Annotated in this window: 20 protein-coding genes; 8 read left to right on the forward strand and 12 right to left on the reverse strand. The window is 69.1% G+C overall.

Features of this window, described 5'->3' with window-relative positions; genetic code table 11:
• Nucleotides 1–158 precede the first annotated feature (158 nt).
• On the forward strand, nt 159–1,517 hold the full coding sequence (locus tag HF323_RS00240) for an aminotransferase class V-fold PLP-dependent enzyme (RefSeq protein ID WP_223169138.1): 1,359 nt from the start codon (nt 159–161) through the stop codon (nt 1,515–1,517).
• An 87-nt stretch (nt 1,518–1,604) separates the two neighbouring features.
• On the opposite strand, the gene HF323_RS00245 is transcribed toward HF323_RS00240, so the two are convergent.
• The 4 genes from HF323_RS00245 to HF323_RS00260 all read right to left on the reverse strand — a co-directional run bounded on the left by HF323_RS00245 (nt 1,605) and on the right by HF323_RS00260 (nt 4,392).
• Complete coding sequence (locus HF323_RS00245; protein ID WP_169580581.1) at nt 1,605–2,288, reverse strand: signal peptidase I; 684 nt, start codon at nt 2,286–2,288, stop codon at nt 1,605–1,607.
• Complete coding sequence (locus HF323_RS00250; protein ID WP_169580582.1) at nt 2,285–3,154, reverse strand: hypothetical protein; 870 nt, start codon at nt 3,152–3,154, stop codon at nt 2,285–2,287. The genes HF323_RS00245 and HF323_RS00250 overlap by 4 nt, the downstream gene beginning before the upstream one ends.
• Before the next feature lie 34 nt (nt 3,155–3,188).
• Nucleotides 3,189–3,740 carry a hypothetical protein gene (locus HF323_RS00255; RefSeq protein ID WP_169580583.1) on the reverse strand — a complete coding sequence of 184 codons (552 nt, stop codon included), beginning with the start codon at nt 3,738–3,740 and terminating at the stop codon, nt 3,189–3,191.
• A 97-nt stretch (nt 3,741–3,837) separates the two neighbouring features.
• Nucleotides 3,838–4,392, reverse strand: coding sequence for an alternate-type signal peptide domain-containing protein (locus HF323_RS00260; RefSeq protein ID WP_169580584.1), 555 nt, complete (start codon nt 4,390–4,392; stop codon nt 3,838–3,840).
• A 283-nt stretch (nt 4,393–4,675) separates the two neighbouring features.
• Between HF323_RS00260 and HF323_RS00265 the strand changes: the two genes are divergently transcribed.
• The 7 genes from HF323_RS00265 (at nt 4,676) to HF323_RS00295 (ending at nt 12,607) form a co-directional block, all read left to right on the forward strand.
• On the forward strand, nt 4,676–5,743 hold the full coding sequence (locus tag HF323_RS00265; RefSeq protein ID WP_169580585.1) for a LacI family DNA-binding transcriptional regulator: 1,068 nt from the start codon (nt 4,676–4,678) through the stop codon (nt 5,741–5,743).
• 58 nt (nt 5,744–5,801) lie between these two features.
• A complete protein-coding gene (locus HF323_RS00270) occupies nt 5,802–7,091 on the forward strand; it encodes an extracellular solute-binding protein (RefSeq protein WP_169580586.1) in 1,290 nt (429 codons plus the stop codon).
• Nucleotides 7,092–7,149: 58 nt separating this feature from the next.
• Entirely contained in the window at nt 7,150–8,091 is a 942-nt protein-coding gene (locus HF323_RS00275) for a sugar ABC transporter permease (RefSeq protein ID WP_169580587.1), read from the forward strand.
• Between the two features lie 2 nt (nt 8,092–8,093).
• Nucleotides 8,094–9,047 carry a carbohydrate ABC transporter permease gene (locus tag HF323_RS00280; RefSeq protein ID WP_169580588.1) on the forward strand — a complete coding sequence of 318 codons (954 nt, stop codon included), beginning with the start codon at nt 8,094–8,096 and terminating at the stop codon, nt 9,045–9,047.
• A complete protein-coding gene (locus HF323_RS00285) occupies nt 9,044–9,976 on the forward strand; it encodes a carbohydrate kinase (protein WP_169580589.1) in 933 nt (310 codons plus the stop codon). The genes HF323_RS00280 and HF323_RS00285 overlap by 4 nt, the downstream gene beginning before the upstream one ends.
• A 120-nt stretch (nt 9,977–10,096) precedes the next feature.
• The gene (locus HF323_RS00290; protein ID WP_169580590.1) at nt 10,097–11,053 is read left to right on the forward strand and encodes a family 43 glycosylhydrolase; all 957 of its coding nucleotides are present in this window, start codon (nt 10,097–10,099) and stop codon (nt 11,051–11,053) included.
• A gap of 123 nt (nt 11,054–11,176) precedes the next feature.
• On the forward strand, nt 11,177–12,607 hold the full coding sequence (locus HF323_RS00295; protein WP_188241612.1) for an MFS transporter: 1,431 nt from the start codon (nt 11,177–11,179) through the stop codon (nt 12,605–12,607).
• A gap of 116 nt (nt 12,608–12,723) precedes the next feature.
• Here the strand turns inward: HF323_RS00295 and HF323_RS00300 are convergent, their stop codons facing one another.
• From HF323_RS00300 to HF323_RS00335, 8 genes are all read right to left on the reverse strand, one after another.
• Nucleotides 12,724–13,503, reverse strand: a complete 780-nt coding sequence (locus HF323_RS00300; RefSeq protein ID WP_169580591.1) for a hypothetical protein — start codon at nt 13,501–13,503, stop codon at nt 12,724–12,726.
• A gap of 168 nt (nt 13,504–13,671) precedes the next feature.
• Nucleotides 13,672–14,844, reverse strand: a complete 1,173-nt coding sequence (locus tag HF323_RS00305) for a GDSL-type esterase/lipase family protein (RefSeq protein ID WP_169580592.1) — start codon at nt 14,842–14,844, stop codon at nt 13,672–13,674.
• Entirely contained in the window at nt 14,841–16,964 is a 2,124-nt protein-coding gene (locus HF323_RS00310; RefSeq protein ID WP_169580593.1) for a hypothetical protein, read from the reverse strand. Before HF323_RS00310 ends, HF323_RS00305 begins: the two co-directional genes overlap by 4 nt.
• Before the next feature lie 16 nt (nt 16,965–16,980).
• Entirely contained in the window at nt 16,981–17,796 is an 816-nt protein-coding gene (locus HF323_RS00315) for a carbohydrate ABC transporter permease (RefSeq protein ID WP_169580594.1), read from the reverse strand.
• 2 nt (nt 17,797–17,798) lie between these two features.
• Nucleotides 17,799–18,746 (reverse strand): sugar ABC transporter permease, encoded by a 948-nt coding sequence (locus HF323_RS00320; protein ID WP_169580595.1) that lies wholly within the window; start codon nt 18,744–18,746, stop codon nt 17,799–17,801.
• A 5-nt stretch (nt 18,747–18,751) separates the two neighbouring features.
• Complete coding sequence (locus HF323_RS00325; protein WP_169580596.1) at nt 18,752–20,026, reverse strand: extracellular solute-binding protein; 1,275 nt, start codon at nt 20,024–20,026, stop codon at nt 18,752–18,754.
• A 180-nt stretch (nt 20,027–20,206) separates the two neighbouring features.
• A complete protein-coding gene (locus HF323_RS00330) occupies nt 20,207–22,024 on the reverse strand; it encodes a class I mannose-6-phosphate isomerase (protein ID WP_169580597.1) in 1,818 nt (605 codons plus the stop codon).
• A complete protein-coding gene (locus tag HF323_RS00335; RefSeq protein ID WP_169580598.1) occupies nt 22,021–22,992 on the reverse strand; it encodes an ROK family protein in 972 nt (323 codons plus the stop codon). The genes HF323_RS00330 and HF323_RS00335 overlap by 4 nt, the downstream gene beginning before the upstream one ends.
• Nucleotides 22,993–23,041: the final 49 nt, after the last annotated feature.

Below are 23,041 nucleotides of genomic sequence, written 5' to 3' on the forward strand. Positions count from 1 at the left end.
TTTGAAACATGGGATACAGAACTGCCGTTGACGTGTCAGAATCTAACGCACATTACAAACCGATGAAAGGGTGCTCGATGAAGGGATCTCCCGCCGCTCCGGTCGCGGAACTCGCGGGGCCGACCGCCGAAGAGGTGCCGTCCGCGGCGGCTGCGCCCATGCACGCCGTCACCCCGCAGACCACCGACATCGTCTCGGACGTCCTCGACTACGCTCGCCGCCGTGCTCTGCTGCCGGCGGTGCCCCTCGACCGGCCGATGTCGCCGGCTGAGCTGCGACGGCTGGCGGGGAGATCCATCCGGCGGGACGGCATCGGGGCGCGACGCGCACTCAGTGTGTTCGAGCACGTGCTCGCGCCCGCGTGCATATCGACTGATCATCCCGGCTACCTCTCCTTCATCCCCTCGGCGCCGACCAAGGCCGCGCTCGCGTTCGACCTCGTCGTGTCGGCGTCGGCGATCTACGGCGGGTCGTGGATGGAAGGGGCCGGAGCGGTCTTCGCCGAGAACGAGGTGCTCGAATGGCTCGCCGAGGAATTCGGGCTCCCGTCGAGCACGGGAGGCGTCTTCGTGCAGGGCGGGACCATCGGCAACCTCTCTGCGCTCGTCGCCGCGCGCGAGGCTGCCCGGCGCACGCGTCGCGAACGAGGCGAGCGCATGCCGGAGCGGTGGGCGGTCGTGTGCAGCGATGAAGCGCATTCGTCGATCGCATCCGCCGCGGCCGTCATGGATGTCGACGTCCTGCCGGCGCGAGCGGACGAATCGGGCCGCCTTCGCGGCTCCGCCGTAGACGACGTGATCGCGCTCGCCGACGGCGCCGTCTTCGCGGTCGTCGCGACGGCCGGGACCACGAACCTCGGCATCGTGGACGACATCGCCTCGATCGCCGACGTCGCTCGAGCGCGCGACGTATGGCTCCACGTCGACGGTGCCTATGGGCTGGCCGGGATGCTCGCTCCGAGCGTCAGGCACCTGTTCGCGGGAGTCGAGCACGCCGACAGTGTGATCGTGGACCCGCACAAGTGGCTCTTCGCCCCCTTCGATTCGTGTGCGCTCCTCTACCGCGACCCCCGTGTGGCGCTCGCCGCCCACACGCAGAAGGCGGAGTACCTCGACACCCTCACCGACTCCGCCGACGGGAACCCCTCCGATCTCGCGATCCAGCTCACCCGCCGCGTCCGCGGCCTGCCGCTCTGGTTCTCGCTCGCCACGCACGGCACCGCGCTCTACGCCGACGCGATCGAGGACGCCATCGGCCGCGCCCGCCGCGTCGCCGACGAGATCGCCCGGCGCCCCGGACTCACCCTCGTTCGCGAGCCGGATCTCTCGGTCGTGGCGTTCCGCAAGGACGGCTGGACCGCCGGCGACTATCAGGCGTGGTCGGATCGCCTTCTCGAAGAGCAGCGCGCGTTCGTCGTGCCCAGCTCGCACGCGGGTCAGCCGATGCTCCGGCTTGCGATCGTGTCGCCCCTCACGACCGATGCGCTGCTTCGGGAGATCATCGACTCCCTCTGCTGAGCAGAACGCCGCTGCGCGGAGAGCGTCAGGAAGGCCGGGGGTTCGTCGGAAGCGGTGCGTCAGCCCGCGTCCCCGAGCCGGCCCGAGCTAGATCGCGTCGAGATCCGGATCCGCGAGCGCAGCCTTCTCGCGACGGCGGTCCCGCACGCTGATCGCGATCGTGACGAGCCCGTACACGAACAGTCCGCCGACCACGACGGGCAGCGCCAAGGCGCGCGCCTGGCCGGTGACGACGTTGTTGATCCAGCCGATGTAGGGGACGGAGTACCAGAGCTCCCCGACGATCTGGACCGGCTGCACCGGCTCGGGGTCGTCGGCGTCGTTGGCGTCGCCGCGCGTGATGAACAGCGGCGTCCCGTCGGCGGCGGCGCCGACGGCGACCACCCGGTGGGTCACGACCTCGGGCTTGCCCGACTCCAGCTGATACGTGATCACGTCGCCGAGGTTGATCTCCTCGACCGGCACGGGCTTGACCACCACGAGCGTCCCGGGGGAGTACAGCGGAACCATCGAGCCGGTCAGCACGGTGTAGGGCTTCGACCCCGTGATCGCCGGAACGACGATGACGATGATCGCCAGCAGAGAGACGGCTCCGAGAAGCACCCACGAGAGCGCCTGGAACAGCATGCGCGGGAACGACACGCGGTCGTCGTCGGCGGGAGCGCCATCCGTGCCCGCGGCGGGGGCTGAGGCATCCGGCATCGTGTTCGTCCCCTCGGCGGGCGCTTCGTCTCGGCGCTCAGCGTACTGGTCCGCGATCGTCGCGTTCATGCGCACTCCAGGTTCTTGGACTTGGACGAGGACTGGAAGGTGAGCCGCGCCACGGCGATCGAGCCGCCCTGCGCGTTCTTCACCGTCACGTACGTCTCGGCGGCTTCGGCGCCCTGGCCTGCCGGGTAGGTGAGGCTGAGTGCGCCACGCGAGGCCGACGTGACGGTGCCGGTGAGGGTGGCCCCGGTGTCGTTGCGCACGACCGTGTAGGTCCCGGGGGCGACGGCGGTGGGGAGCATCAGATCGACGCTGTTGCCCGTGGTCTTGCAGGCAGCCCAGCCGGTGCTCGAGACGGCGAGCTGCGCCTGCGCGTCATCGCGCCAGTTGTGCTGCGTCGCGGTGGCGGTGGTCGTCAGGGTCAGGCTCGGTGCGGGAGCGCCCGCTCCGGTCAGGGTGTGCGTGTCGGTGTCGGTGACCGCGAGCTTGATGCAGGCGTGCACGGTCGCGCCGGAGGCGACGGGTGCCGACGCCGTCCACGACGATGAGGTCAGTGCGCTCTTCGGCGTCACGCCCGCATAGACGCCGTCGGTCTGGCACGACCCCGCATCGGCGGAGAAGGCGACCTGCACGGTGGCGATGGCGGCGGCGCCGAATCCGGATGCCGCGGCCACGGTCACGGTCTGACCGCCCCACGGCGCCGAACCGTCGTTGGTGAGCGGCGCCGAGAAGTACTTCGTGCCCGCCCAGCCGGTGAAGCCGGCCGCGGACGGTGCGACCGCGACGGGCGCGATCGAGAAGGTGCTCGCCTGCGCGGTCACGGCGAGCTGAGTGCTCACGACCCAGTAGGCGACGGCCGACAGCGGAGCGATGACGACCAGGCCGATCGCGGCCACGAGTGCCGCGATGAGCTTCGCTCGCTTCGTCATGATGTGCCTTCGTCCTCGAGGTGCCGTGGCGGGGTCAGGGCGCGGTCTGCGTGCCCGTGATGGTCAACGACACTGCGGCGGTCTGGCCCTGCGTGCCGTTGGGTGCGCTCGCTGCCAGACTCTGCCATACGCAGACGGTGCGAGTCGCGCCCGTGGTGAGAGTGTTCGCGACGGCCGTGGTCTGCCCGGCGGTCGTGCCCTGCCACCGGCCGGTGTCGGCGGGCCACGAGGTGGGCGGCGTCGCCGCGCAGGCCCCCGACTGCACGGCCACCGTGAGCACCACGCTCGCGGCCAGGGTGCCGGTCGCGCTGAACGAGCTGCTCAGCGAAAGCGCCACATCGCCGGTGTTGGCGATCGACCGCGTCGCGATGAGCTGTGCGGGTCCGCCTGGGTAGACCCCGGCGGTGGATCCGCCGGTTCCCGAGATCGAAAGCGCCGCCTCTCCTGTGGAGACCGAGACGGCGTCGGCCTGCGCGGTGGAGACGAAGGAGCTGAGCGTTCCGGGCGCGAGCACCACGGCAACGGCCACGACGCCGGCGATGAGCCCGGCGACCCCGAGGGGGCGTCCGCTCTTCTTCCGTGACATCTTCTCGTCCGTTCTCGTGGTGCGCGCGGCGGGTGATGGAGAAGGAGCCGGGCGGCTTTCCGGGTACACGCCCGGCCCCTTCAGTCGTGGGCCGTTGTCAGGACGCGCCGTTGGCGGTCTGCGTGACGGTGACGGTGGTGGCGCCCAGGTTCCAGCTCTGGTTCATCGTCGCCGCGGCGGTGTCCGCCGAGGCGTTGCTGCCGAAGGGCCAGGTGAGCGTGAAGACGAGCTGGCCGTTGACGGTGCCGCTCGCGACGTCGAACGAGGTGCCCGAGATCGCGGCGCCGTTGTAGGTGCCCGCGACGGCCGGGGTCAGGTGCGCCGGCACGGCGGCGAAGCCGCCCCAGGCGATCGTGGCGTTGGCGGTGAGGTTGGTGCCGTTGGCCTTCGTCTGGAAGGGGACCGTGTAGACGATGGTGTCGCCGGGGACCATCTTGAACGACGCGAGCGTGCTCGTGATGTCGGTCGTGGTGCTGCCGCGCTTGACCTGCCAGGTCGCCCCCGAGGTGAGTGCGACGTTCAGCTCGCCGGTCTGGATCGTGGCGGTGCTGGTCTGCGCCGAGCCCTGCCAGTAGGCGAGCGATCCGCCGCCGCCGAGCAGCAGCGCGATTCCGGCGGCGATGGCGATCGTGCCCTTCATGGACTTCTTCATGTCGGTTCCCCCCAAGGGATCTGCGGGTGTCTGAGCCCGGATTCTCTGAGACATCTGCGCGGTGCGCTTGCCTGATGAGAAGAGTCTGGAAAACCGACCTCGTCATGCCGATCAGAGAACCGCAACGTTTCCGCAAGGAATCCACGAGGCTTCCGCGAACCGCAAGACAGCCTCTGCGCCGGCTTCGCCCTTCCTTTTCTGAAAGTCGCGCTTGACGGGGGGAGGAGGACGGGTTCATAATCGTCCCCGTCGGATAAATCGATTTATCACAAGGATGTGAAGAGTGCCTCGTGCTCGTATCTCGGACGTCGCAGCGGCGGCAGGCGTGTCGGTGACGACCGTCTCGCTCGTGATGAACGATGTCGAGTCGCGGATCTCGGAGGACACCCGCAATCGCGTCCGCGAGGCCGCGCGAGCCGTCGGCTATGCGCCGAACTCGGTGGCCCGCGGACTGCGCACGCAGCAGACGCGAACGGTCGGCCTCATCTCTGATCAGATCGCCACGACGCCGTTCGCCGGGCGGATGCTCGCCGGCGCCCAGGACGCCGCTCGGGAGTCGGGCCACCTCGTCTTCCTGGTCGACACCGGCGGCGACGACGACATCGAACGCAACGCGATCAGCGCGCTGACCGCTCAGCAGGTGGACGCGATGATCTACGCGTGCATGTGGCACCGGGTCGTGGATGCTCCCGCAGGCCTCCCCCCGACCACGGTGTTCCTCGACTGCCGCCCCGCGGGAGGCGGCTTCCGCAGTGTCGTGCCCGATGATCGCGCCGGCGGGTACACCGCGACACGGGAACTCATCGACGCGGGGCACCGGCGGATCGCCTATCTCGACACCGACGACGCTCCGATCGCGTCCCGGCTGCGTCACGAGGGCTACCTCGAGGCGCTGTCCGAAGCCGGCATCACGGCCGACCCCACCCTCCACGTGACCGGTGCCACCACCGCTCAGGGCGGCCGATCGGCGGCCGACCTCCTCCTCGATCTTCCCGACGACCGGCGTCCCACCGGCGTCTTCTGCTTCAACGACCGCATGGCCGTCGGCGTCTACACCGCCGCGCATCATCGCGGACTCGAGATTCCGCGCGACCTGTCGGTCATCGGCTACGACGACCAGCAGCTCGTCGCCGCGGAGCAGGATCCCCCACTGACCACGATCGCTCTGCCCCATTACGACATGGGTCGCTGGGCGATGGAGGTCGCGCTCGGCGTCCGCGCGGAAGGGGATGAGGACGCCACGCACCTGATGGAGTGTCCCGTCGTGAGACGAGACTCCGTAGGCCCGCCGCCGGCGCAAGTCGCCAAACCGAACCGGCGACGGGCTTCACACACCGAACGACTGCCGTAGGCAGTCTCCGATCAGCGGCCGGCGCACGCGTCGACCGCCAACAAAAGGAAACCACAGAATGCGCAGAACGACGCCGATGTTCGTCTCGGCCGGGCTGGTGGGGGCAATGGTCCTCACCGGCTGCGGTCAGGCGGGTCAGGGTGAGACCACGACCGAGGATGGCCGCACCGAACTCACGATGTGGACTCACTCCGCCGGCAACCCGGCCGAGCTCGAGGTCTACGAGCGGATCATCTCGGACTTCAACGACTCGCAGGATGAGTACGAGGTCGTCCACGAGTCCTTCCCCCAGGGCGCCTATAACGACGCGATCGTCGCTGCCGCGGCATCCGGCGACCTTCCCTGCCTGCTCGATCTCGACGGACCGATCATGCCCAACTGGGCCTGGGCCGGATATCTCCAGCCGCTCGACCTGCCGACCGAGCTGACCGACTCGCTGCTGCCGACGGCGGTCGGCGTGTGGGAGGACGAGATCTACTCGGCGGGGTACTGGGATGCCGCGCTCGCGATCTTCGCCCGCAAGTCCGTGCTCGAAGCGAACGGGATCCGCATCCCGACGGTCGAGGAGCCCTGGACCGCGGACGAATTCGACGCCGCGCTCGCCGCGCTCAAGGACGCCGGATACGAGACGCCGATCGACATCGGCGCCGAGGACACCGGCGAGTGGTGGCCCTACGCCTACTCGCCGTTCCTGCAGAGCTTCGGCGGAGACCTGATCGACCGCTCCACGATGCTCAGCGCCGAGGGCGTGCTCAACGGGCCGGAAGCGGTCGAATGGGGCGAGTGGTTCGCCGGGCTGTTCGCGGACGGATACGCCGACAACAGCGGCACGGTCGGCAACCAGGAGTTCGTCGACGACGAAGTCGCCCTCAGCTACACCGGCGTGTGGAACGCCGTCGCCGCTCTCGACGCCGTCGGCGACGACCTGCTGATCCTTCCCCCGCCGGACCTGGGCAACGGCCCGAAGATCGGCGGCGGCTCATGGCAGTGGGCGATCTCGTCGGAGTGCAACGACGCCGACGGCGCCCGCCAGTACCTGGAGTTCAGCTTCAAGGACGAGTACATCACCGAGTTCGCCGACAAGCAGGTCGTGATTCCCGCCACCGAGGCCGCCGCGCAGGCGTCGGAGTACTTCGGCGACGAGGGAGCGCTCCGCCCGTTCGTCGAGTTCTCGCAGGAGTACGCCGTGCTGCGGCCGGAGACGCCCGCATACGCGGTCATCTCGAAGACCTTCGAGACCGCCGCGAAGGACATCATGAGCGGCGCCGACGTCCAGGAGACGCTGGATCGCGCCGTTTCGGAGATCGACGCGAACATCGAGTCCAACGACGGCTACGGCTTCCAGTGATCACCGTGCCGGCGGGAGCCGAAGCGCTCCCGCCGGCACACCTCGAGAGAGATCTGCCATGACTGTCACACCTCCGACGGTCGCCGCCGAGGAACCTCGGCGCGCCTACCGTCGCTTCCGCTCCATCCGCGGACGAGAGACCTGGGCCGGACTCGGGATGATGGCCCCCGCGGGCATCCTCCTCGTCCTGTTCCTGATCATCCCCGTGATCCTCGCGTTCACCCTGTCGTTCACCAACGCGCGGCTCATCTCGCCGAACCCGCCGCGCTTCGTGGGATTCGACAACTTCATCCGCGCCTTCACGGCCGATCCCGTCCTCATCCAATCCATCGGGAACACGGCGGTCTTCGCGCTGGTCGTCGTCCCCGTGCAAGCCGCCCTCGGCCTGCTCCTGGCCGTGCTGGTGAACCGGCGCATGCGCGGTGTCACCGCGTTCCGGGTGATCTTCTTCATCCCGGTCGTCACCTCGATCGTCGTGGTCTCGATCCTGTGGAAGTTCATGTACCAGGACGACGGACTGATCAACTCGATGATCGACGCACTCACGTTCGGGCTGTGGTCGGGCGCGGACTGGCTGAACGACCCCCAGACGGCGCTGGGTGCCATCATCTTCATGTCCATCTGGCAGGCCGTCGGATTCCACATGATCATCTGGCTGTCGGGGCTGCAGACCATCCCCGAGGAGCTCTACGAAGCGGCGAAGATGGACGGCGCGAGCCCGTGGCGCCAGTTCACCAACGTCACCTGGCCGGGCCTGCGCCCGACGATGGTGTTCGTCCTCGTCACCATCACCATCGCCGCGCTCGGCCTGTTCGTCCAGGTGGACGTGATGACGCAGGGCGGGCCGGTGAACTCCACCTCGACGATCGTCTTCTACGCGGTGCGCAAGGGATACGAGCAGCAGGAGATCGGGTATGCCGCCGCGATCTCGCTCATCTTCTTCATCGCGGTGCTCATCGTCGCGCTCGTCCAGCGTCGGCTGACGCGAGAGAAGGACTGACCATGTCCGTCACCAGAACGCTGACCACCGCCCCGCGCGATGCGCGACGCCGCGCGAAGATCACGCCGGAGTCGAGCGCGAAGGCCCAGCGCGTGCGCGGCAGGATCCTGCTGTACCTCGCGATGAGCCTGTTCGGGATCGTGTTCCTGTTCCCGCTCGTGTTCATGTTCGTGTCCAGTCTCAAGCCCGACAGCCAGATCCTGCAGGATGTCGACTCCGTCAACGCCTTCCTGCCCGTCGGCGACATCAGCCTCGACAACTACTTCGGCGTCTTCGACCGCGTCCCCGTCGCTCAGTTCCTGTTCAATTCGGTGCTCGTGACGGTGCTCACAGTCGGTCTGGGTCTCGTCGTCAACTCGATGGCCGGATTCGCCCTCTCGAGACTGGAGTGGAAGGGCCGCATCGTCGTGCTGGCCGTCATCATCGCCACGCTGATCGTGCCCTTCGAGACGATCGCGGTGCCGATGGTCTACTGGGTGGCGCAGCTGCCCACCCTGGTGCTCGAGGGCGGCGTGGTCAAGTACGACTTCGGCTGGCTCAACACCTACGAGGTCCAGATCGTGCCGTTCATCGCGAACGCGTTCTCGATCTTCCTGTTCACGCAGTACTTCTCGACGATCCCGAAGTCCCTCGACGAGGCAGCGCGCATCGACGGGGCCAGCTGGTTCACGATCTACCGGCGGATCCTGGTGCCGCTGTCGGGTCCGGCCTTCGCGACGGTGGCGATCCTCACCTTCCTGCCGGCTTGGAACCAGTACCTCTGGCCGCTCATGGTGGTGCAGAAGGAGGAGCTGCGGCCGGTCATGGTCGGGATGCAGTACTTCTTCCAGCTGAACACCGCATGGGGCGAGGTGATGGCCTACACATCGCTGATCACGCTCCCCGTCCTCATCGTGTTCCTCATCTTCCAGCGCGCGTTCGTCAGCAGCATCGCCGCCAGCGGGGTGAAGGGATGACGGCGACGGATGCCTCGCGCATCGTCGTCATCGGCGAGGCTCTCGTGGACATCGTCCACCGTCGATCCGGTGTCGTCGACGAGGCGCCCGGAGGAAGTCCCGCCAACGTCGCGCTGACCCTCGGGCGTCTCGGGCGGCGCCCCGAGCTCATCACGCGCCTGGCCGACGACGAGCGCGGCGACCGGCTTCGGAACTGGCTCGAGGAGTCGGGGGTCACCGTCACGGCGGTGTCCGCGGCGCGGACCGCGACCGCGGTGGCACACCTCGACGACTCGGGTGCGGCGACCTACGAGTTCGACCTGGACTGGGGGCTCGACGGCATCGATGCCGCGGCACTGACGGATGCCCGGCTGATCCACGTCGGGTCGGTCGGCGCGGTTCTCGAGCCGGGCGCATCGCAGCTGGCGTCGCTCGTTCGAGCGGCGCGGGATCGTGCGACGATCACCTACGATCCCAACATCCGCCCCGCGCTGGTGACCGACCCCGCCGCGGTGCGCCGCCGGGTGGACGAACTCGTCGGCCTCGCCGACGTCGTCAAGGCGAGCGACGAGGACATCCGGTGGCTGCATCCGGGTCGGGATCTCGCCGACGTCGCGCGGGACTGGCACGTCCGCGGACCCGCGATCGTCGTGATCACGCGCGGCGCCGACGGGGCCCTCGTCCAGACGGCGGAAGGTCGCGTCGCGATCCCGGCCGAACGCACGCCGGTCGTCGACACGGTGGGAGCCGGCGACACCTTCATGGGTGCTCTCATCGACGGCCTGGTCGGACTCGGCGGATCCGGAGCGGCTCTGCGGCGGCCGGGTGGAGGCATCTCGGAGAGCGCCCTCGAATCGGTGCTCGTTCGCGCGGCGCACGCAGCGGCGATCACGGTCTCGCGTCCCGGAGCAGACCCGCCGTCCGCTGCCGAGCTGGCGGCCGTGCACTGACAGCGGCGCGCGACGCCTCACCGACTCACCCGCCGTTCGCGGCACGACCCTCGGCTCCGGCCCGAGCACACAGACCGACCCAGCGCGGAGGACCGCGCTGCTCACACGAAGGATCGCATCTTGTTCGACCTCCCCGGCTCCTGGGTATGGGACTTCTGGTTCGCTGACGACGGCGACCGGTATCACCTGTACTTCCTCTACGCCTCCCGCGCACTCCACGACCCCGACGCCCGTCACTACCGCGCATCGATCGGGCACGCCGTCTCGACCGACCTGGTCGAATGGACCCAGGTCGCCGACGCGCTCGTGCGCAGCGACGCTCCCGCGTTCGACGACCTCGCCACCTGGACGGGTTCTGTGGTCCGGCATCCCGACGGCACGTGGTTCCTCTTCTACACCGGGTCGTCCCTCGCCCCCGATGGCAAGAACGTCCAGCGCATCGGGTACGCGACCTCGAACGACCTCGAGACCTGGACCAAGAGCGGCGGGCCGGTGCTGGAAGCGCGGGCACCCTGGTACGAGACCCTCGACAGCGGCGCATGGCACGACGAGGCCTTCCGAGACCCGTGGGTGTTCGCCGACCCCGACGGCGACGGCTGGCACATGCTCGTCACCGCCCGCGCGGCCCACGGGCCTGCGGACGGTCGCGGTGTGGTCGGTCACGCGTGGTCGTCGGACCTGCGCACGTGGGAGCTGCGGGAACCTCTGACGGCGCCGACCGCCAACGGGTTCGGTCAGCTCGAGGTGACGCAGGTGGAGGTCGTCGACGGTCGACCGATCCTGATCTTCTCCTGTCTCGACGAGCACGCTGCGGCGGCGCGGAGAGGCCATGCAGGGGGCACGTGGGCGGTCCCCGCAGAGTCCCTGCTCGGTCCTTTCGACGTGGACGCCGCGTACCCGCTGACCGACGAGAGTCTCTACGTCGGCAGGCTCATCCAGCGCCGCTCCGATGGCCGATGGCTGCTGTTCGCCTTCCGCAACGCCGACGAGAAGGGCGCGTTCGTCGGTGGAGTGACGGACCCGATGCCCGTCGCGTGGGAGGGAGAGCGGCTCGTCGTCCGCCCTCGAGAAAACTGATCGGCAAGGGTCCCAGCGACATCCCGGACGCTCTCTGGCGAGAAATCGCTCCCATCCGAAATACCCCTGCGGGGTATCTTGTATACCCCCATAGGGTATCCGCCCGGAAAGAGAGAAGCGATCATGTCAACATCACAACCGCCGGCCCGACGCCGGTGGCTCGGCCTCGCGCTGATTGCTGCGGCGCAGTTCGTCGTCATCATGGACACCTCGATCATCGGTGTCGCTCTGCCCGACATGCAGGCAGAGCTCGGTTTCACGCCGGAGTCCTTGTCGTGGGTCTTCAACGCGTACGTCATCGCGTTCGGAGGGCTGCTGCTTCTGGGAGGTCGTCTTTCCGACCTCTTCGGAGCTCGGCGCATCTTCACCACCGGCTGGGTGGTGCTCGCCGCCGGGTCGGTGCTGGCCGGTGCTGCGGGCAGCGTCGGAGTGGAGCTGGCCGGACGCGCGGTGCAAGGAGCGGGCGCAGCCCTTATCGCCCCCGCCGCCCTGAGCCTCCTCGTCGCCCTCTTCGGCGGCACGAAGGATCTGCCCCGCGCGTTCGCCATCTACGGCGCCGCCGCCCCGATCGGCGGCACCGTGGGGGTCTTCCTCGGTGGGGTGCTCACCGAGTACGCGAGCTGGCCGTGGGTCTTCTACATCACCGTGCCGATCGCCGCGCTCGTCGTGATGCTCACTCCCGGGTCGTTGCCCCGGCTCGCCGGTCAGCGCGGGTCGGTGGATCTCGCGGGAGCGATCACCGGCACAGCCGGCCTGGCTGCCGTCGTGTACGGCGTCGTGCGCGTCCCCGAGGTCGGCTGGCTGGCAGTCGAGACGCTCGTCGCCCTGGGTGCCGGCATCCTGCTCCTCGTCGTGTTCATCGCCGTCCAGGCTCGCTCGCGGCAGCCCCTCGTCCGCCTGGGCATCTTCCGCGCTCCGCAGCTCGGTGCGGCCAACGTCGCACAGCTGCTGCTCGGTGCGGCGTGGGTGCCCATGTGGTTCTTCCTGAACCTGTACCTGCAGAACGTTCTCGGGGCGAGCGCCTTCGGCGCCGGTGCCGCCCTCCTGCCCATGACGATCCTGATCGTGCTCGGAATGACGCTCGTCGCACCGCGTCTGCTGGCGAAGTTCGGGCCGAAGCCTCTCGTGGTGGCCGGGTTCGGCTTCCTCGCGGCGGGTCTGGTCTGGCTCGCCTCGATCCGCCCCGACGGCAGCTTCGTCGTGGACGTGCTCCCGGCTTCGCTGATCGCCGCGTTCGGAATGGCGCTGGCCTTCGTCCCGTCGCTCGGCGTCGCGATCGGGGCGGCACGCCCCGAAGAGACCGGGATCGCCTCAGGACTGGTGAACACCAGCTACCAGATCGGCTCGGCGGTGGGTCTGGCCGGTGCCACCGTTCTCAGTTCGATGATCATCTCGGGCGGCGTCGAGCCGGCCGACCTGACGAACGGCTACTCGGGGGCGTTCATCGGCGCGGCGATCGTCGCCGCCCTCGGCGCCGCGATCGCGGCCGTGACGCTGCGTCGGTCGCAGCGGGCCGAGGTCGCCGACAGCGAGGAGCAAGCCGTGAAGGCCTGACGCCGAACTCGGCGACATCCGTTCGGACGGCGAGCGGAAGCGTGCGCGGCGCGCACGGATCTGAAGGTGCGGAGCCCCGGCGTGGGCGGCCGCACCTTCAGATTGCCCCCGCTCGGTCAGCTCGGTGCGGTCGGCGGTGCCGCCGGCGCCGGCGAGACGGCCGGCTGCCGGCGCGCGCCGACGGCAAGCAGCACGGATCCCGCCACGATCGCGCCGAGGCTCCAGAGAAGCCCGATTCCGCCCGCGGCGAGCATCCCGGCCGTCGCCGGTCCGAGGAGGTCGCTTCGGACGCCGGCGCTCAGATCCACCTCGATGCCCATGCTCGCGTCCGCATTCATGACCACGATTCCCCAGTCTCCGGTCGTGAGCGGCCAGTCGATGTGCTGAGGACCGGTGCCGCTCGCGGACGTCACCCAGATCTCCTCTTCCTCAGGCGGCGAGGAAGGGGCGGTGCCGGGCACCTCGCGGTACTCGACGTCGAACGGCGCGCCCCGCAGCTCGTGCAGCTCGCTGTGCTGGACGCCGTCGAGGTAGGCATCGATGTCGTCCTGTCGCGCCACGCCGATGAACACCGCCCCGGATTGCGACGTCGCCGTCACACGGAGCGTGGCGAGATCGAAGGGAAGCGCGCGGACATCGCCGCCGATGCTCATCGGATCGTCGCGCTCGGTCGTGATGGCGTAGGAGTCGGTGGTGAAGGTGCGCTCGGGCGAGACGAGGAATCCTTCGTCATTCCGAAGTCCGCCGACCGCGGCCGTGGCGATTCCTCCGATGAGGATTCCTGCCGCGCCGAGTGAAGTGAGCAGCCCCAGCACGAGAAGGATGATTCCGCCGACGATCGCCGCCGTGCGACTGCCGTCCATCCGCTGGGCAGGGACCGGAGCAGGAGTGGTCATGCCCCCACGTTCGCTCGTTCCGGCCGGGTGGCACAGTGCCGAAAGTCCCTTCGGACTCGCCTGATGCCGCCTGGGTGACAGAAGGAGCGCACGGACGTCGCCGTCAGCAGGCCGGGGCGGGTCTGCGACCGCGCGAGGGCGGCGGGACGCGCGGCGGCAGGAGCCCCATCACGGCGTCGGCGCGGGGGCCGGAGACCACCGCTCCAGCACCTGATGCGCGAAGCGCTCGCCGATCAGCCGCTGGACGTCGGGCCCGGGGTGCAGGTTGTCGGGCAGCGGCATCCGCCGGGCATCGAGGGCGCCGTACAGCGTGGATCCGTCGACGTAGTGGAGGTTCGGATCGCCTCCTCGCCTGCGTTCGACGATGTCGGCGAGTGCCGCGCGGATCGACCCCAGCGAGAGCTTGCCCAGGGCGACGTCGGCCTCGGTTCCCCCGGCGATCGACCACTCGTAGGGCCGCGTCGGATCCTGCACGGTCGGGCCGGCCGCGAGCTCGACGGGCTCGCAGTAGATGGGGGAGATCACGACGATCGGGGTCGACGGATGCCCCTCGCGGAGGGTGTCGAGGAAGCCGTCGACTGCGGGACGGAACGTGCGCATCCGCATCGTGTCGCCGTTCACGAGATTGATGCCGACCTTGAGGCTGATGATGTCGGCCGGCTGATCCCGCATGGTCCGCGCGGTGAACGGATCGAGCATGGCGCTGCCCGAGAACGCCAGGTTCGTCAGCGTGACGTCCGCGGCGAGCGCGGCCACGACGGGCCACGTGCCGGTGGTCGAATCGGCGCGATATCCGTGGCTGATCGAGCTGCCGTGGTGCAGCCAGCGCGCCCTCGGGCGTTCAGCGGGTCGCGCGACGGGCGCGTCGGCGCGCAGCGCGAGGACCTCGACCGCATCGGTGTACGGCAGCCAGAGCTCGTACTCCCTCTCGACCCCCGGGAGCCCCGAGAAGCGCACGGTCGAGGGCGGGCCCTCGACGACGCGGCCGGACGGGTCCTCGAAGGTGAAGAGGTACCGTGTGCCGGCGATCGCGCCGGCCTGCGCGACGACATCGCCGCCGGTCGTCAGGTCGTAGAGGCTCGGGGGGAGGACGGATGCCTCGTCCGCCGCCATCCGTCGGGCCGACACGTCGAGCTCGATGACGGTCGCCGCGGTGCGCAGCGCGAGTCGCACGCCGGCGCTCTCTGCCGACGTCTGCGCCATGAACAGGTCGGGCACCTGCGCCCGGGCCCACGCCGGAAGCCGGTGCGGGAGCAGGCCCCGAGCCGTGGGCTCCACCTCCACGGCCCCGCGGATCTCGAGGTCGCCCGGGTCGATCGTGCGCAGCAACGTCGCCGTCATGTCCGGTCGATCACTCGTCCGTCCGCGTGCACGTCGACGAGACGGTCGCCCACGCGCAGGCCGCGGAGCACGGCCGAAGGGTCGAGCTGCGCGACGCAGCCGTCGACCTCGCCGAGGCCGTCGATACCGGGAGCCGCGCCGAACAGCGACTCGATCACGAGCGCGACGTAGGCTCCCGCCGATGAGCACGCCCAGTCGTTGATGTACGGCAGCTGCGGCGGCGCCTTGCGTGCTCCGCCGTTGATCAGCGGCTGCGCCTCCTCGACGAAGTGCGCCTGAGCGGGCGGCCCCTGATTGGCCGTGCGCGCGAGACCCGGAAGCCAGTCGAGAGCCACCTTCGGCTCGCCGAGCGCGACGAGCGCGCGTGCGGCGTCGGCCGGCCATGCGGTGTAGGCGCCGTTCCACTGGTGGTCCGGGCGCACGCTGTACGAGGCATCCGGATCCCACGGCGACAACGCGCGCAGCCACTGCGGCGTCTGCAGCTCGCGCTGGAAGAACGCGACCATCTCGGCGCGCGTCGTCTCGTCGAGGTCGTCCGAGATCGTGGTCCCCACGATGTTGAAGTCGTAGCAGTGCCGGACGGGGAGCTTCGACCCGTCGGGCTGGCGTGCCGCGAAGAACCCCTCGCCCGGCAGGTAGAGCTTCCGCACCTCGGCCACGAGCTCCTCTGCCTCAGCGCGCAGCTCGGCCGCACCGGCGGCATCGCCTCGTGCGTCCAGCACCTCGGCGGTGACGCGCAGGTTCCAGACGTTCGCCGCGTTGAAGCTGGCGACCTCGTGCGTGTACGAGCTGACGCACTCGAGCAGGTTCTCGATCTCGCCGTAGTCGGCGAGCGTCGAGGAGCGGCGAAGCCCCTGCCACGCCCGCGCCCAGAATCGGAGGTGATCGAGCACCGAACGCCCGTCCTGCTGCTGCTCGTCGAGGAACGCGGCATCGCCGTTGAACCGCAGGTAGTCCCGTACGAGGCGTGTCATCGCATAGTCGTTGACCGAGTACCACTGGCCGACCGGACCTCCGGTGAGCGAGGAGGTGCCGAAGAGCGTGTGCGTGTCGCTCGCGATCCAGTGGCTGAGCTGGCGGCGCATCGCTGCGGGATCCAGCAGCGCGTGCGTCACCGAGCTCAGGCTGAAATCCCAGATGAACGTCGTGGTCGCCCAGTAGTTGGGCATGAGGGTGTCGTAGCTGCGTCCCAGGACGTTGCCCGCATGGTCGCGACGGAAGTACAGGATGCCGAGAATGCCCCACCAGTACAGCCGGCGCAGCGGTTCCGACGTGGTCTCGAGCATCGGCAGGTGACCCGAGAACTCGCTGTTGCCGGGGGTGACGGCTGCCTCCAGCTGCGCGTTCCAGTAGCGCTCGGACTCCGCGACCGCGCCCGGGACGTCGGCGGCGACGGCGTCGTAGGCGGCGACGGCCTCGTCGCGGGTCCGGCCGACGGCGTTGACGTACCCGAAGCGGCCTTCGCCGCCGGCATCCACGTCGAGCACCACCGTGACGTCGCCGCCGCGGCCCATCCCGCCGATCCCGACCATGAAGTCCTCCGAAGCCGGCGCGACGCCGCTCGGGCGTGCCGTCGCGGGGACGTCGACCCCCTGCACGCTCCACGCGGACGCGGCGTCGTCGACGAACACGAGCCGGGAATCGTCGACGGATGCCTCGTTCTTCGCGTCCGGCGACTCGGGGGTGTTCCACGCCGCCTCGCCCGACACGACGCGGGCCGCGAGCGAGAGCATGACCTCGACCGCACGGCGCTCGGCGCCCGTGTTCCGCACGCGCACGTCGATCGCCACGGCGGTCGTTCCCGGCACGACCACCGTTGTCGTCTCGAGTTCGAGCCCCGGGAGCACGACGCGGCGGACGACCCGGTCGGCACGCCATTCGTGCGTGATGGGAGCGCCGTAGGACTTCACGATGCGACCGTCGACGAAGGCCACCGCGGTCGTCGCGAGGCCCTGCGAGACGGGCGGGAACTGCACCGCCGTGACCGACGTGAGGTCATGATCGACGCGCACCGTGCCGAGATGGTTGGTGAGCCCGGACGGCGCCACCATGTCGTCGTAGTGGTGCGTGATCGGGTCCGCCGCCAGATCGGCGACCGTCGGGACGTGGGACGAGCGCATGAACAAGATCGAACTCCTAGTACTGCCCGAGGGCGAGGCCGCGGGCGAAGAACTTCTGCGTGAAGAGGAAGAGGATCACCGTCGGCAGCGAGACCAGGACGGCCGCCGCGAGCACGGTCGAGATCTGGGCGCCACCGTACGTGCTCTGCATGCCGGCGAGCGTGGTCACGATCGGGCGCACGTCATCGGACTGGCTGAGCGTGAGACCCAGAAGCAGGTCGTTCCAGATGAAGGTCGCCTGCAGGATGAAGATCGCGACCAGAGCGCTCGAGGCCATCGGCACGTAGATGCGGGTGAAGATCCGCCACGTCGTGGCGCCGTCGAGCACCGAAGCCTCGAAGACGTTGTGCGCGACGCCGGTGAAGAAGTTGCGCATGACGAAGGCCGAGAACGGGATCGAGATCGCGGTGTACACGATGATCATGCCGAGGTGCGTGTCGTAGAGCCCGGCGCGCGAGTACGCGTCGAACAACGGCAGCAGGATCATCTGGAGGGGGAAGACGGTGCCTCCGAAGATCACGACGAACCACAGGAAGCCGCGCTTGAGGCGGAGCGCGACGATCGCGAATCCCGCCGCGGCGCCGACGACCACCGCGATGATCGGCGACACCACGGCGTAGATCAGGGTGGCGACGATGCTGTCGCTGAGGCCGGACAGCTGCATCGCATCCGCGATGTTCGTGAAAAGGGCGAACTCGCCCGACGGGATCCACGCCTCGTTCGAGGTGAAGGTCGTCGGGGACTTGCTCGCGTTGACCAGCAGCAGGTAGACCGGCAGCAGCCAGACGAGCCCCAGGATGACGAGCGTTGCGGTGCGGAGGGTTCTCGACATGATCACATCTCGTGCTTCGGTGAGAGCTGCTGGCGGAGGTAGAGCACCGACGCGACCAGCGTGACGACGGACAGGAAGACGGCGATGGCCGAGCCGAGCCCGTAGTCGCTGTTCACGAACGTCTCGCGGTACATCGTGAGCGCGAGCGTCTCGGACGCCCGGCCGGGACCGCCCTTGGTCATGGACAGCACGATGTCGAACGTCTTCAGGCTGGCGACGATCGAGAGGCCGACGACGACCGCGGTGAGCGGGCGGAGCATGGGCCACAGGATGCTGGTGAAGAGGCGCACACCGGTGGCGCCGTCGACGCGCGCCGCCTCGAGCGGCTCCTTCGGGATCGACTGGAGGCCGATCGTGAAGAGGAGGGCGTTGACGCCGACCCCCTGCCACGACGCGGCGATGATCATCACGACGGTGTTCAGCGGAGCGTCGACGAGCCAGCGCGGAGGGTCGGTGATCCCGAACACCGAGAGCGCCTGATCGAGGGCGCCGTTGGCGGACAGGATGAAGGACCAGATGACACCCACGCCGATGCCGGAGATGGCGTAGGGAATCAGGAACGGCAGCCGAAGCCAGACGCCCCCGGGAAGGTTCCAGGTGAGGAGCGCGAGCGCGAGGCCGACGCCGACGGGCACCAGGAGCGTCCCGGCCACCCACAGGAGCGTGTTCAGGAGGGCGCCGACGAAGGCGGGATCCTCGAACATCTCGACGTAGTTGTCGAGGCCGACCCACTCGGGATCGCCGAGACCGTTGTACTCGGTGAAGCTGAGGAAGGTGGTCCACAGCAGCGGAAGGTAGAGGAGGACGGCCACCAGGAGCACGCCCGGGGCGATGAAGCCCCGGGCGGAACCCTGGTACGGCGTCTTCCGGCTCCGGCGGGCCGGGCGGCGCGGGGTCCCGGTGGAACCACGCGCCGCCCGCTCCCGGGCGGGCGTCTCGACGACAGCCATGCGTATTACTCCTGGTCGGCCCAGTACTTGTCCGCCTCGGCCTGGATGGCCTCGAGGAACGGCATCGGGTCGCCGGGGTTGGCGTTGAACGCGCCGAACTGCTCGAGCGCGACGGTGAGGATCGGCGTGGGCGTGGCCTCGAAGTACCGCGTGAACAGCGTGTGCTCGCCGTCGGCGACCGTGGTCCCGAGGTCGGAGAGCATCGGGTCGTTGACGGTTGCCATCGGGTTGAACGCGACGTCACCGCGAGCGGCGTTCCATGCCGTCTGCGCATCGGGCGACATCCACCACTCCGAGTACGCCAGGCCGAGGTCCTTCTGCGACGAGTTCTCGGCGACGCAGAGGGGGCCCGACTCGACCGCGACCGGGGTCGTGCCGAGGTCGGGGTTCACCGCGGGGATGACGAACATGTCGTAGTCCTCGCCCGACACCATTCCGGCGCCGTCGAGCGACCCGTTGAAGAAGGAGCCGAAGTTGATCATGGCGAAGTCGCCCTGCTTGAGGCCGACCGCGGGGTCGGTCGTGCTGCCCGCGTCGCTGAACCAGCCCTTCTCGTGCTGGTCGAGCCACAGGTTCATGATCTCGACGATCTCGGGATCGGTGTACTTGACGTCCCCGGTCGAGAGGCCCTTGTAGAGCTCGGGGTCGGTGCCCGCGACCAGCTGCTGGAACCACTGGAACGTGAACAGGATGCTCGTCTGGTAGTACGGAGTGATGCCGGCGTCCTTGAGCGTCGCTGCCGCGGCGTCGAGCTCCTCCCAGGTGGTCGGCTCCTCGATGCCCTGCTCCTCGAAGATGTTCTTGTTGTAGTACATGACCCAGTACGCGATGTTCATGGGCACGCAGTACTGCTTGCCGTCGATCGTGTACTCGTTGCGCAGGTCCTCGGTGGCCCATCCCTCGTCGATCGCCTCTGTCCACAGGTCCGTGGTCTCGGCGACGAGGTTCTCGTCGACGAGCTGCTTGAGGGAATCGCCCGTGTGCCAGGTGAACAGGCCGGGGCTCTTCTGGGTGCGGAAGGACTGCTTGATGAAGGCGTCGTACTGGGCGGCGTCGGAGTAGCCGGTCGTGTTGAGCGTGATGTCGACGGCTTCGCCACTGGTGGCGTTCAGCTCGTCGAAGTCCGGCTCCCACGCGGCCTTGTCGGTGTAGAAATCGAGCTCGCCCGTCGTGGCGGCCTCCTCATCGCCGTTGCCCCCGCCGCCTGCGCAGCCGGTCAGCAGCAGTGCGGCAGTGGCGAACGCGGCGATGCCGGCTCCGACCATGCGTCGTGACTTCACTGGAACTCCCTTGTTCTTGGTCTGGTATCGTTACCAACCGCTCCGTCAAGCTATCAACTCTCTCGAGGGGATGCAAGGGCGGGCGATCGCGCGGCGGATGCCGCTTCGGTGTGTGCAAGATATTCAATTGTCGGTCGGTGTTCAGTTGTCCGCGCACGCCGCGAACGGCGCCCGCGGCGCTCAGCTGTCGCTGGAGCGTGTTCCCCGCACGTACGCCTTCACGGTGCCGAAGCGCTCGCTCCGGGAGTTCGGCGTCCTGCGGATGACGTAGGGGCCCACGGCCGCGGGAACGATGAACGTCTCCGCATAGTGGACGGTGTAAGGCGCGAATGCGCCGGTCGGGCTCACGATCTCGACCTCATCGCCCTCCACCAGATTCAGGACGTTGACGGTCCCCTCGGTGTCATGGGCGGCCTCCTGCTCGAACCAGTGACGGCGCACCTCGATGAACTCGAGCTCGTGCAGGCCGGTGCGCTCTTCGACGAGCCCGGGCTCGCGCCGCAGCTCCTCCACCTGGCCCACGAGGTTCCGTTCGACCCACTCGGTGTCGCGGTCCCACTGGATGTTGTGCTCGCCGTGGTCGATGTGGACCGGGCGCGGGACGCCGTCCAGTCCCACGCGGCCCCAGTCCCAGAGCTTGAACGTGAAGATGTACGGCGTGGCCGAGATCTCGAGGACCATCGAGTTCTCGCCCGAGCAGTGCACGGTGCCCGCGGGGATCGCGAAGTGGTCGTGCTTGCGTGCAGGGAAGACGTTCACGTACTTCTCCGCGTCGAAGGGATGCTCGCCGTCGGTCGCCGCGCGCAGATCCGCGAGCATCTCCTTCGGGTCCGTTCCCGTCTTCAGCCCGAGGTAGACGACGGCGTCGTCGGCCGCGTCGAGCATGTAGTAGCTCTCGTCCTGGGTGTACGCCATGCCGAACGTGTCGCGGATGTACTCCGTCAGCGGGTGCACCTGGAGCGAGAGGTTGCCGCCGCCCATCGTGTCGAGGAAGTCGAAGCGGATGGGGAACTCGGCTCCGAAGCGCGAGAAGGTGCGCTCGCCGAGGAGCTCGCGGGGACGGCTGAGGACGAGGTCCATCGCCGGGATCTCGACCACGCGACCACCCGCCTCGAGGAGCAGCGAGTTCTCCTCGGGAACGCAGTCGAAGCACCACGCGTAGTTGTGGACGGTCGGGTCGAGGTCGAGGGTGTTCTTCATCCACTGCCCGCCCCACACCCCGGGATCGAAGAACGGGACGACGCGGAACGGCGCCGCCGTGGCGCCCGCGAGCGCGGCGCGGAAGTCGGCCCCGCGCACGGCCCCGGCGACGTCGAGCGCGGCGTTGCCGTCGACGACGAGATCGATGCGGTCGAACAGCGTGCGCTTGTGGCGATCGGCCGTGCGCCACTCCACGAAGAATCCGCGCTTGTACTTGCGCAGCACATCGAGGTCGGCGTTGCCGGCGCGCCAGTTCGTCGCGCCGGCGCGCATGCGCTGCTGGATCTCCCAGCGTGCGAGATCGACCAGCACGAGCGCATCCGCGCGCCGACGCGCCGCGAGGTCGGCGCCCCAGCCGACGAGGACGACAGGTCCGGTGCGGTTCTCGGTGCGCTGCTGGAGGGCCGCGAGACGCTCCCGGTCGTAGAACTCGTCGATGGTGAAGTGGCTCATGACGCCGAAGACGCGGTCGTCGGTGAGGTTGCGGGCGATGAGCGCGTCGATGGCCTCCGGGTCGGCGGCTGCGGCATCCTCCACGTCGATCACCTCTGCGTGAGGCAGCGCCGCCCGGATGCTCGCCGTGATCCCGGGCACATCACCGCCCGGATAGACGTCCACCGCGATGAGCGGATGCCCCGTCGCCGTCGAGGCGATGTCCATCGCCGCCCTCCACGCGTCGGCGCCCACCAGCACCTCGCTGCCGGCGGGCAGCGGAATGGTCGGGTACTTCTCGTAGCTGCTGCGGTCGTCGCGCAGGTAGTCCTCGAGCGGGGTGCTGCCGGAGTCGACGGTCGTCATGGTCGTCCTTTGCTGGGGAGATCGTCGGCGAGTGCCGCCAGTCCTCGGAGGACTGAGGTGGAGGGATCGTCGGGAGTGACGAACGGCGGGCGGAACGACGACGACCACAGGTCGGCGTGCACGCGCTCGCGGAGCGCGGGAAGGATCACCTCGGCTGCCCGCATGATGCCGCCGGTCACGATCACGACGTCGGGGTCGAATGCGTGGCACTGGGTGACGATCACCGCGGCCCACGTGCGGATGTAGCGGTCGAGGATCGCGGCGGACTCCGGCTCATCGCGTGTCTGGACGAGATCGATGATGCCGATCGTGCCCCGTTCGGCGAGGTGGTCGGCGAGTCCGGGACCGAGCGCGAGGACTCCGGCGGCGGCATCCGCGGCGAGCGCCCACGTGCTCGCGAGCGCCTCGGCGCACCCGATGTTGCCGCATGGGCAGCGGGGGCCGTCGAGGTCGACGGTGATGTGACCGCCGAGAATGGCGCCGTGGCCGTGGCGGCCCCGGACGACCCGGCCGTCGAGGACCGCAGCGGCGCCGATCCCGGTGCCGAGCACGATGAGCAGGGCGTCCCGGCTCCCTTGCGCGCAGCCGTCGGTGATCTCGCCGACGAGCGCCGCCCGGGCGTCGTTCTCGACGGCGGCCGGGCAGCCGAATCGCTCCCGCGCCCACGCCGAGAGGTCGATGCCGTGCAGGTCGGCGTACTTGCCGTGCGCGGCGAGCAGGCTCGAGCTGTCCGGGTCGACCACGCCGGGGACGGCGATGCCGATGGCGCGGGCGGGTTCACCGGCGAGGAGGAGGTCGACCCGGTGGGCGACCTCATCGAGCCCGAGGCGGCCGTCGACGGCGGCGAACTCGGTGGCTTCCACCAGGCGACCGGAGTCGAACGAGCCGAGCTTCACGGCGGTGCCGCCGAGGTCGATCGCAACGGTGCGCATCGGCGTGGCCTCCTCGTCGGTGGGGTGGATTGGCATTGGTAACGTTACCATAGTCAGCGTGCGAGCAACGCGCAAGTCCGGCCGC

Origin of the sequence: Microbacterium sp. MF43 (assembly GCF_012847295.1) — a bacterium.
Classification (GTDB): domain Bacteria; phylum Actinomycetota; class Actinomycetes; order Actinomycetales; family Microbacteriaceae; genus Microbacterium.

Excerpts from the sequence above, each read along its gene's own strand:
- HF323_RS00240 (WP_223169138.1), top strand. The coding sequence starts at position 159 with ATGCACGCCGTCACCCCGCAGACCACCGACATCGTCTCGGACGTCCTC.
- HF323_RS00245 (WP_169580581.1), bottom strand. The coding sequence starts at position 2,288 with ATGAACGCGACGATCGCGGACCAGTACGCTGAGCGCCGAGACGAAGCG.
- HF323_RS00250 (WP_169580582.1), bottom strand. The coding sequence starts at position 3,154 with ATGACGAAGCGAGCGAAGCTCATCGCGGCACTCGTGGCCGCGATCGGC.
- HF323_RS00255 (WP_169580583.1), bottom strand. The coding sequence starts at position 3,740 with ATGTCACGGAAGAAGAGCGGACGCCCCCTCGGGGTCGCCGGGCTCATC.
- HF323_RS00260 (WP_169580584.1), bottom strand. The coding sequence starts at position 4,392 with ATGAAGAAGTCCATGAAGGGCACGATCGCCATCGCCGCCGGAATCGCG.
- HF323_RS00270 (WP_169580586.1), top strand. The coding sequence starts at position 5,802 with ATGCGCAGAACGACGCCGATGTTCGTCTCGGCCGGGCTGGTGGGGGCA.
- HF323_RS00275 (WP_169580587.1), top strand. The coding sequence starts at position 7,150 with ATGACTGTCACACCTCCGACGGTCGCCGCCGAGGAACCTCGGCGCGCC.
- HF323_RS00280 (WP_169580588.1), top strand. The coding sequence starts at position 8,094 with ATGTCCGTCACCAGAACGCTGACCACCGCCCCGCGCGATGCGCGACGC.
- HF323_RS00285 (WP_169580589.1), top strand. The coding sequence starts at position 9,044 with ATGACGGCGACGGATGCCTCGCGCATCGTCGTCATCGGCGAGGCTCTC.
- HF323_RS00295 (WP_188241612.1), top strand. The coding sequence starts at position 11,177 with ATGTCAACATCACAACCGCCGGCCCGACGCCGGTGGCTCGGCCTCGCG.
- HF323_RS00300 (WP_169580591.1), bottom strand. The coding sequence starts at position 13,503 with ATGACCACTCCTGCTCCGGTCCCTGCCCAGCGGATGGACGGCAGTCGC.
- HF323_RS00305 (WP_169580592.1), bottom strand. The coding sequence starts at position 14,844 with ATGACGGCGACGTTGCTGCGCACGATCGACCCGGGCGACCTCGAGATC.
- HF323_RS00310 (WP_169580593.1), bottom strand. The coding sequence starts at position 16,964 with ATGCGCTCGTCCCACGTCCCGACGGTCGCCGATCTGGCGGCGGACCCG.
- HF323_RS00315 (WP_169580594.1), bottom strand. The coding sequence starts at position 17,796 with ATGTCGAGAACCCTCCGCACCGCAACGCTCGTCATCCTGGGGCTCGTC.
- HF323_RS00320 (WP_169580595.1), bottom strand. The coding sequence starts at position 18,746 with ATGGCTGTCGTCGAGACGCCCGCCCGGGAGCGGGCGGCGCGTGGTTCC.
- HF323_RS00330 (WP_169580597.1), bottom strand. The coding sequence starts at position 22,024 with ATGACGACCGTCGACTCCGGCAGCACCCCGCTCGAGGACTACCTGCGC.
- HF323_RS00335 (WP_169580598.1), bottom strand. The coding sequence starts at position 22,992 with ATGCCAATCCACCCCACCGACGAGGAGGCCACGCCGATGCGCACCGTT.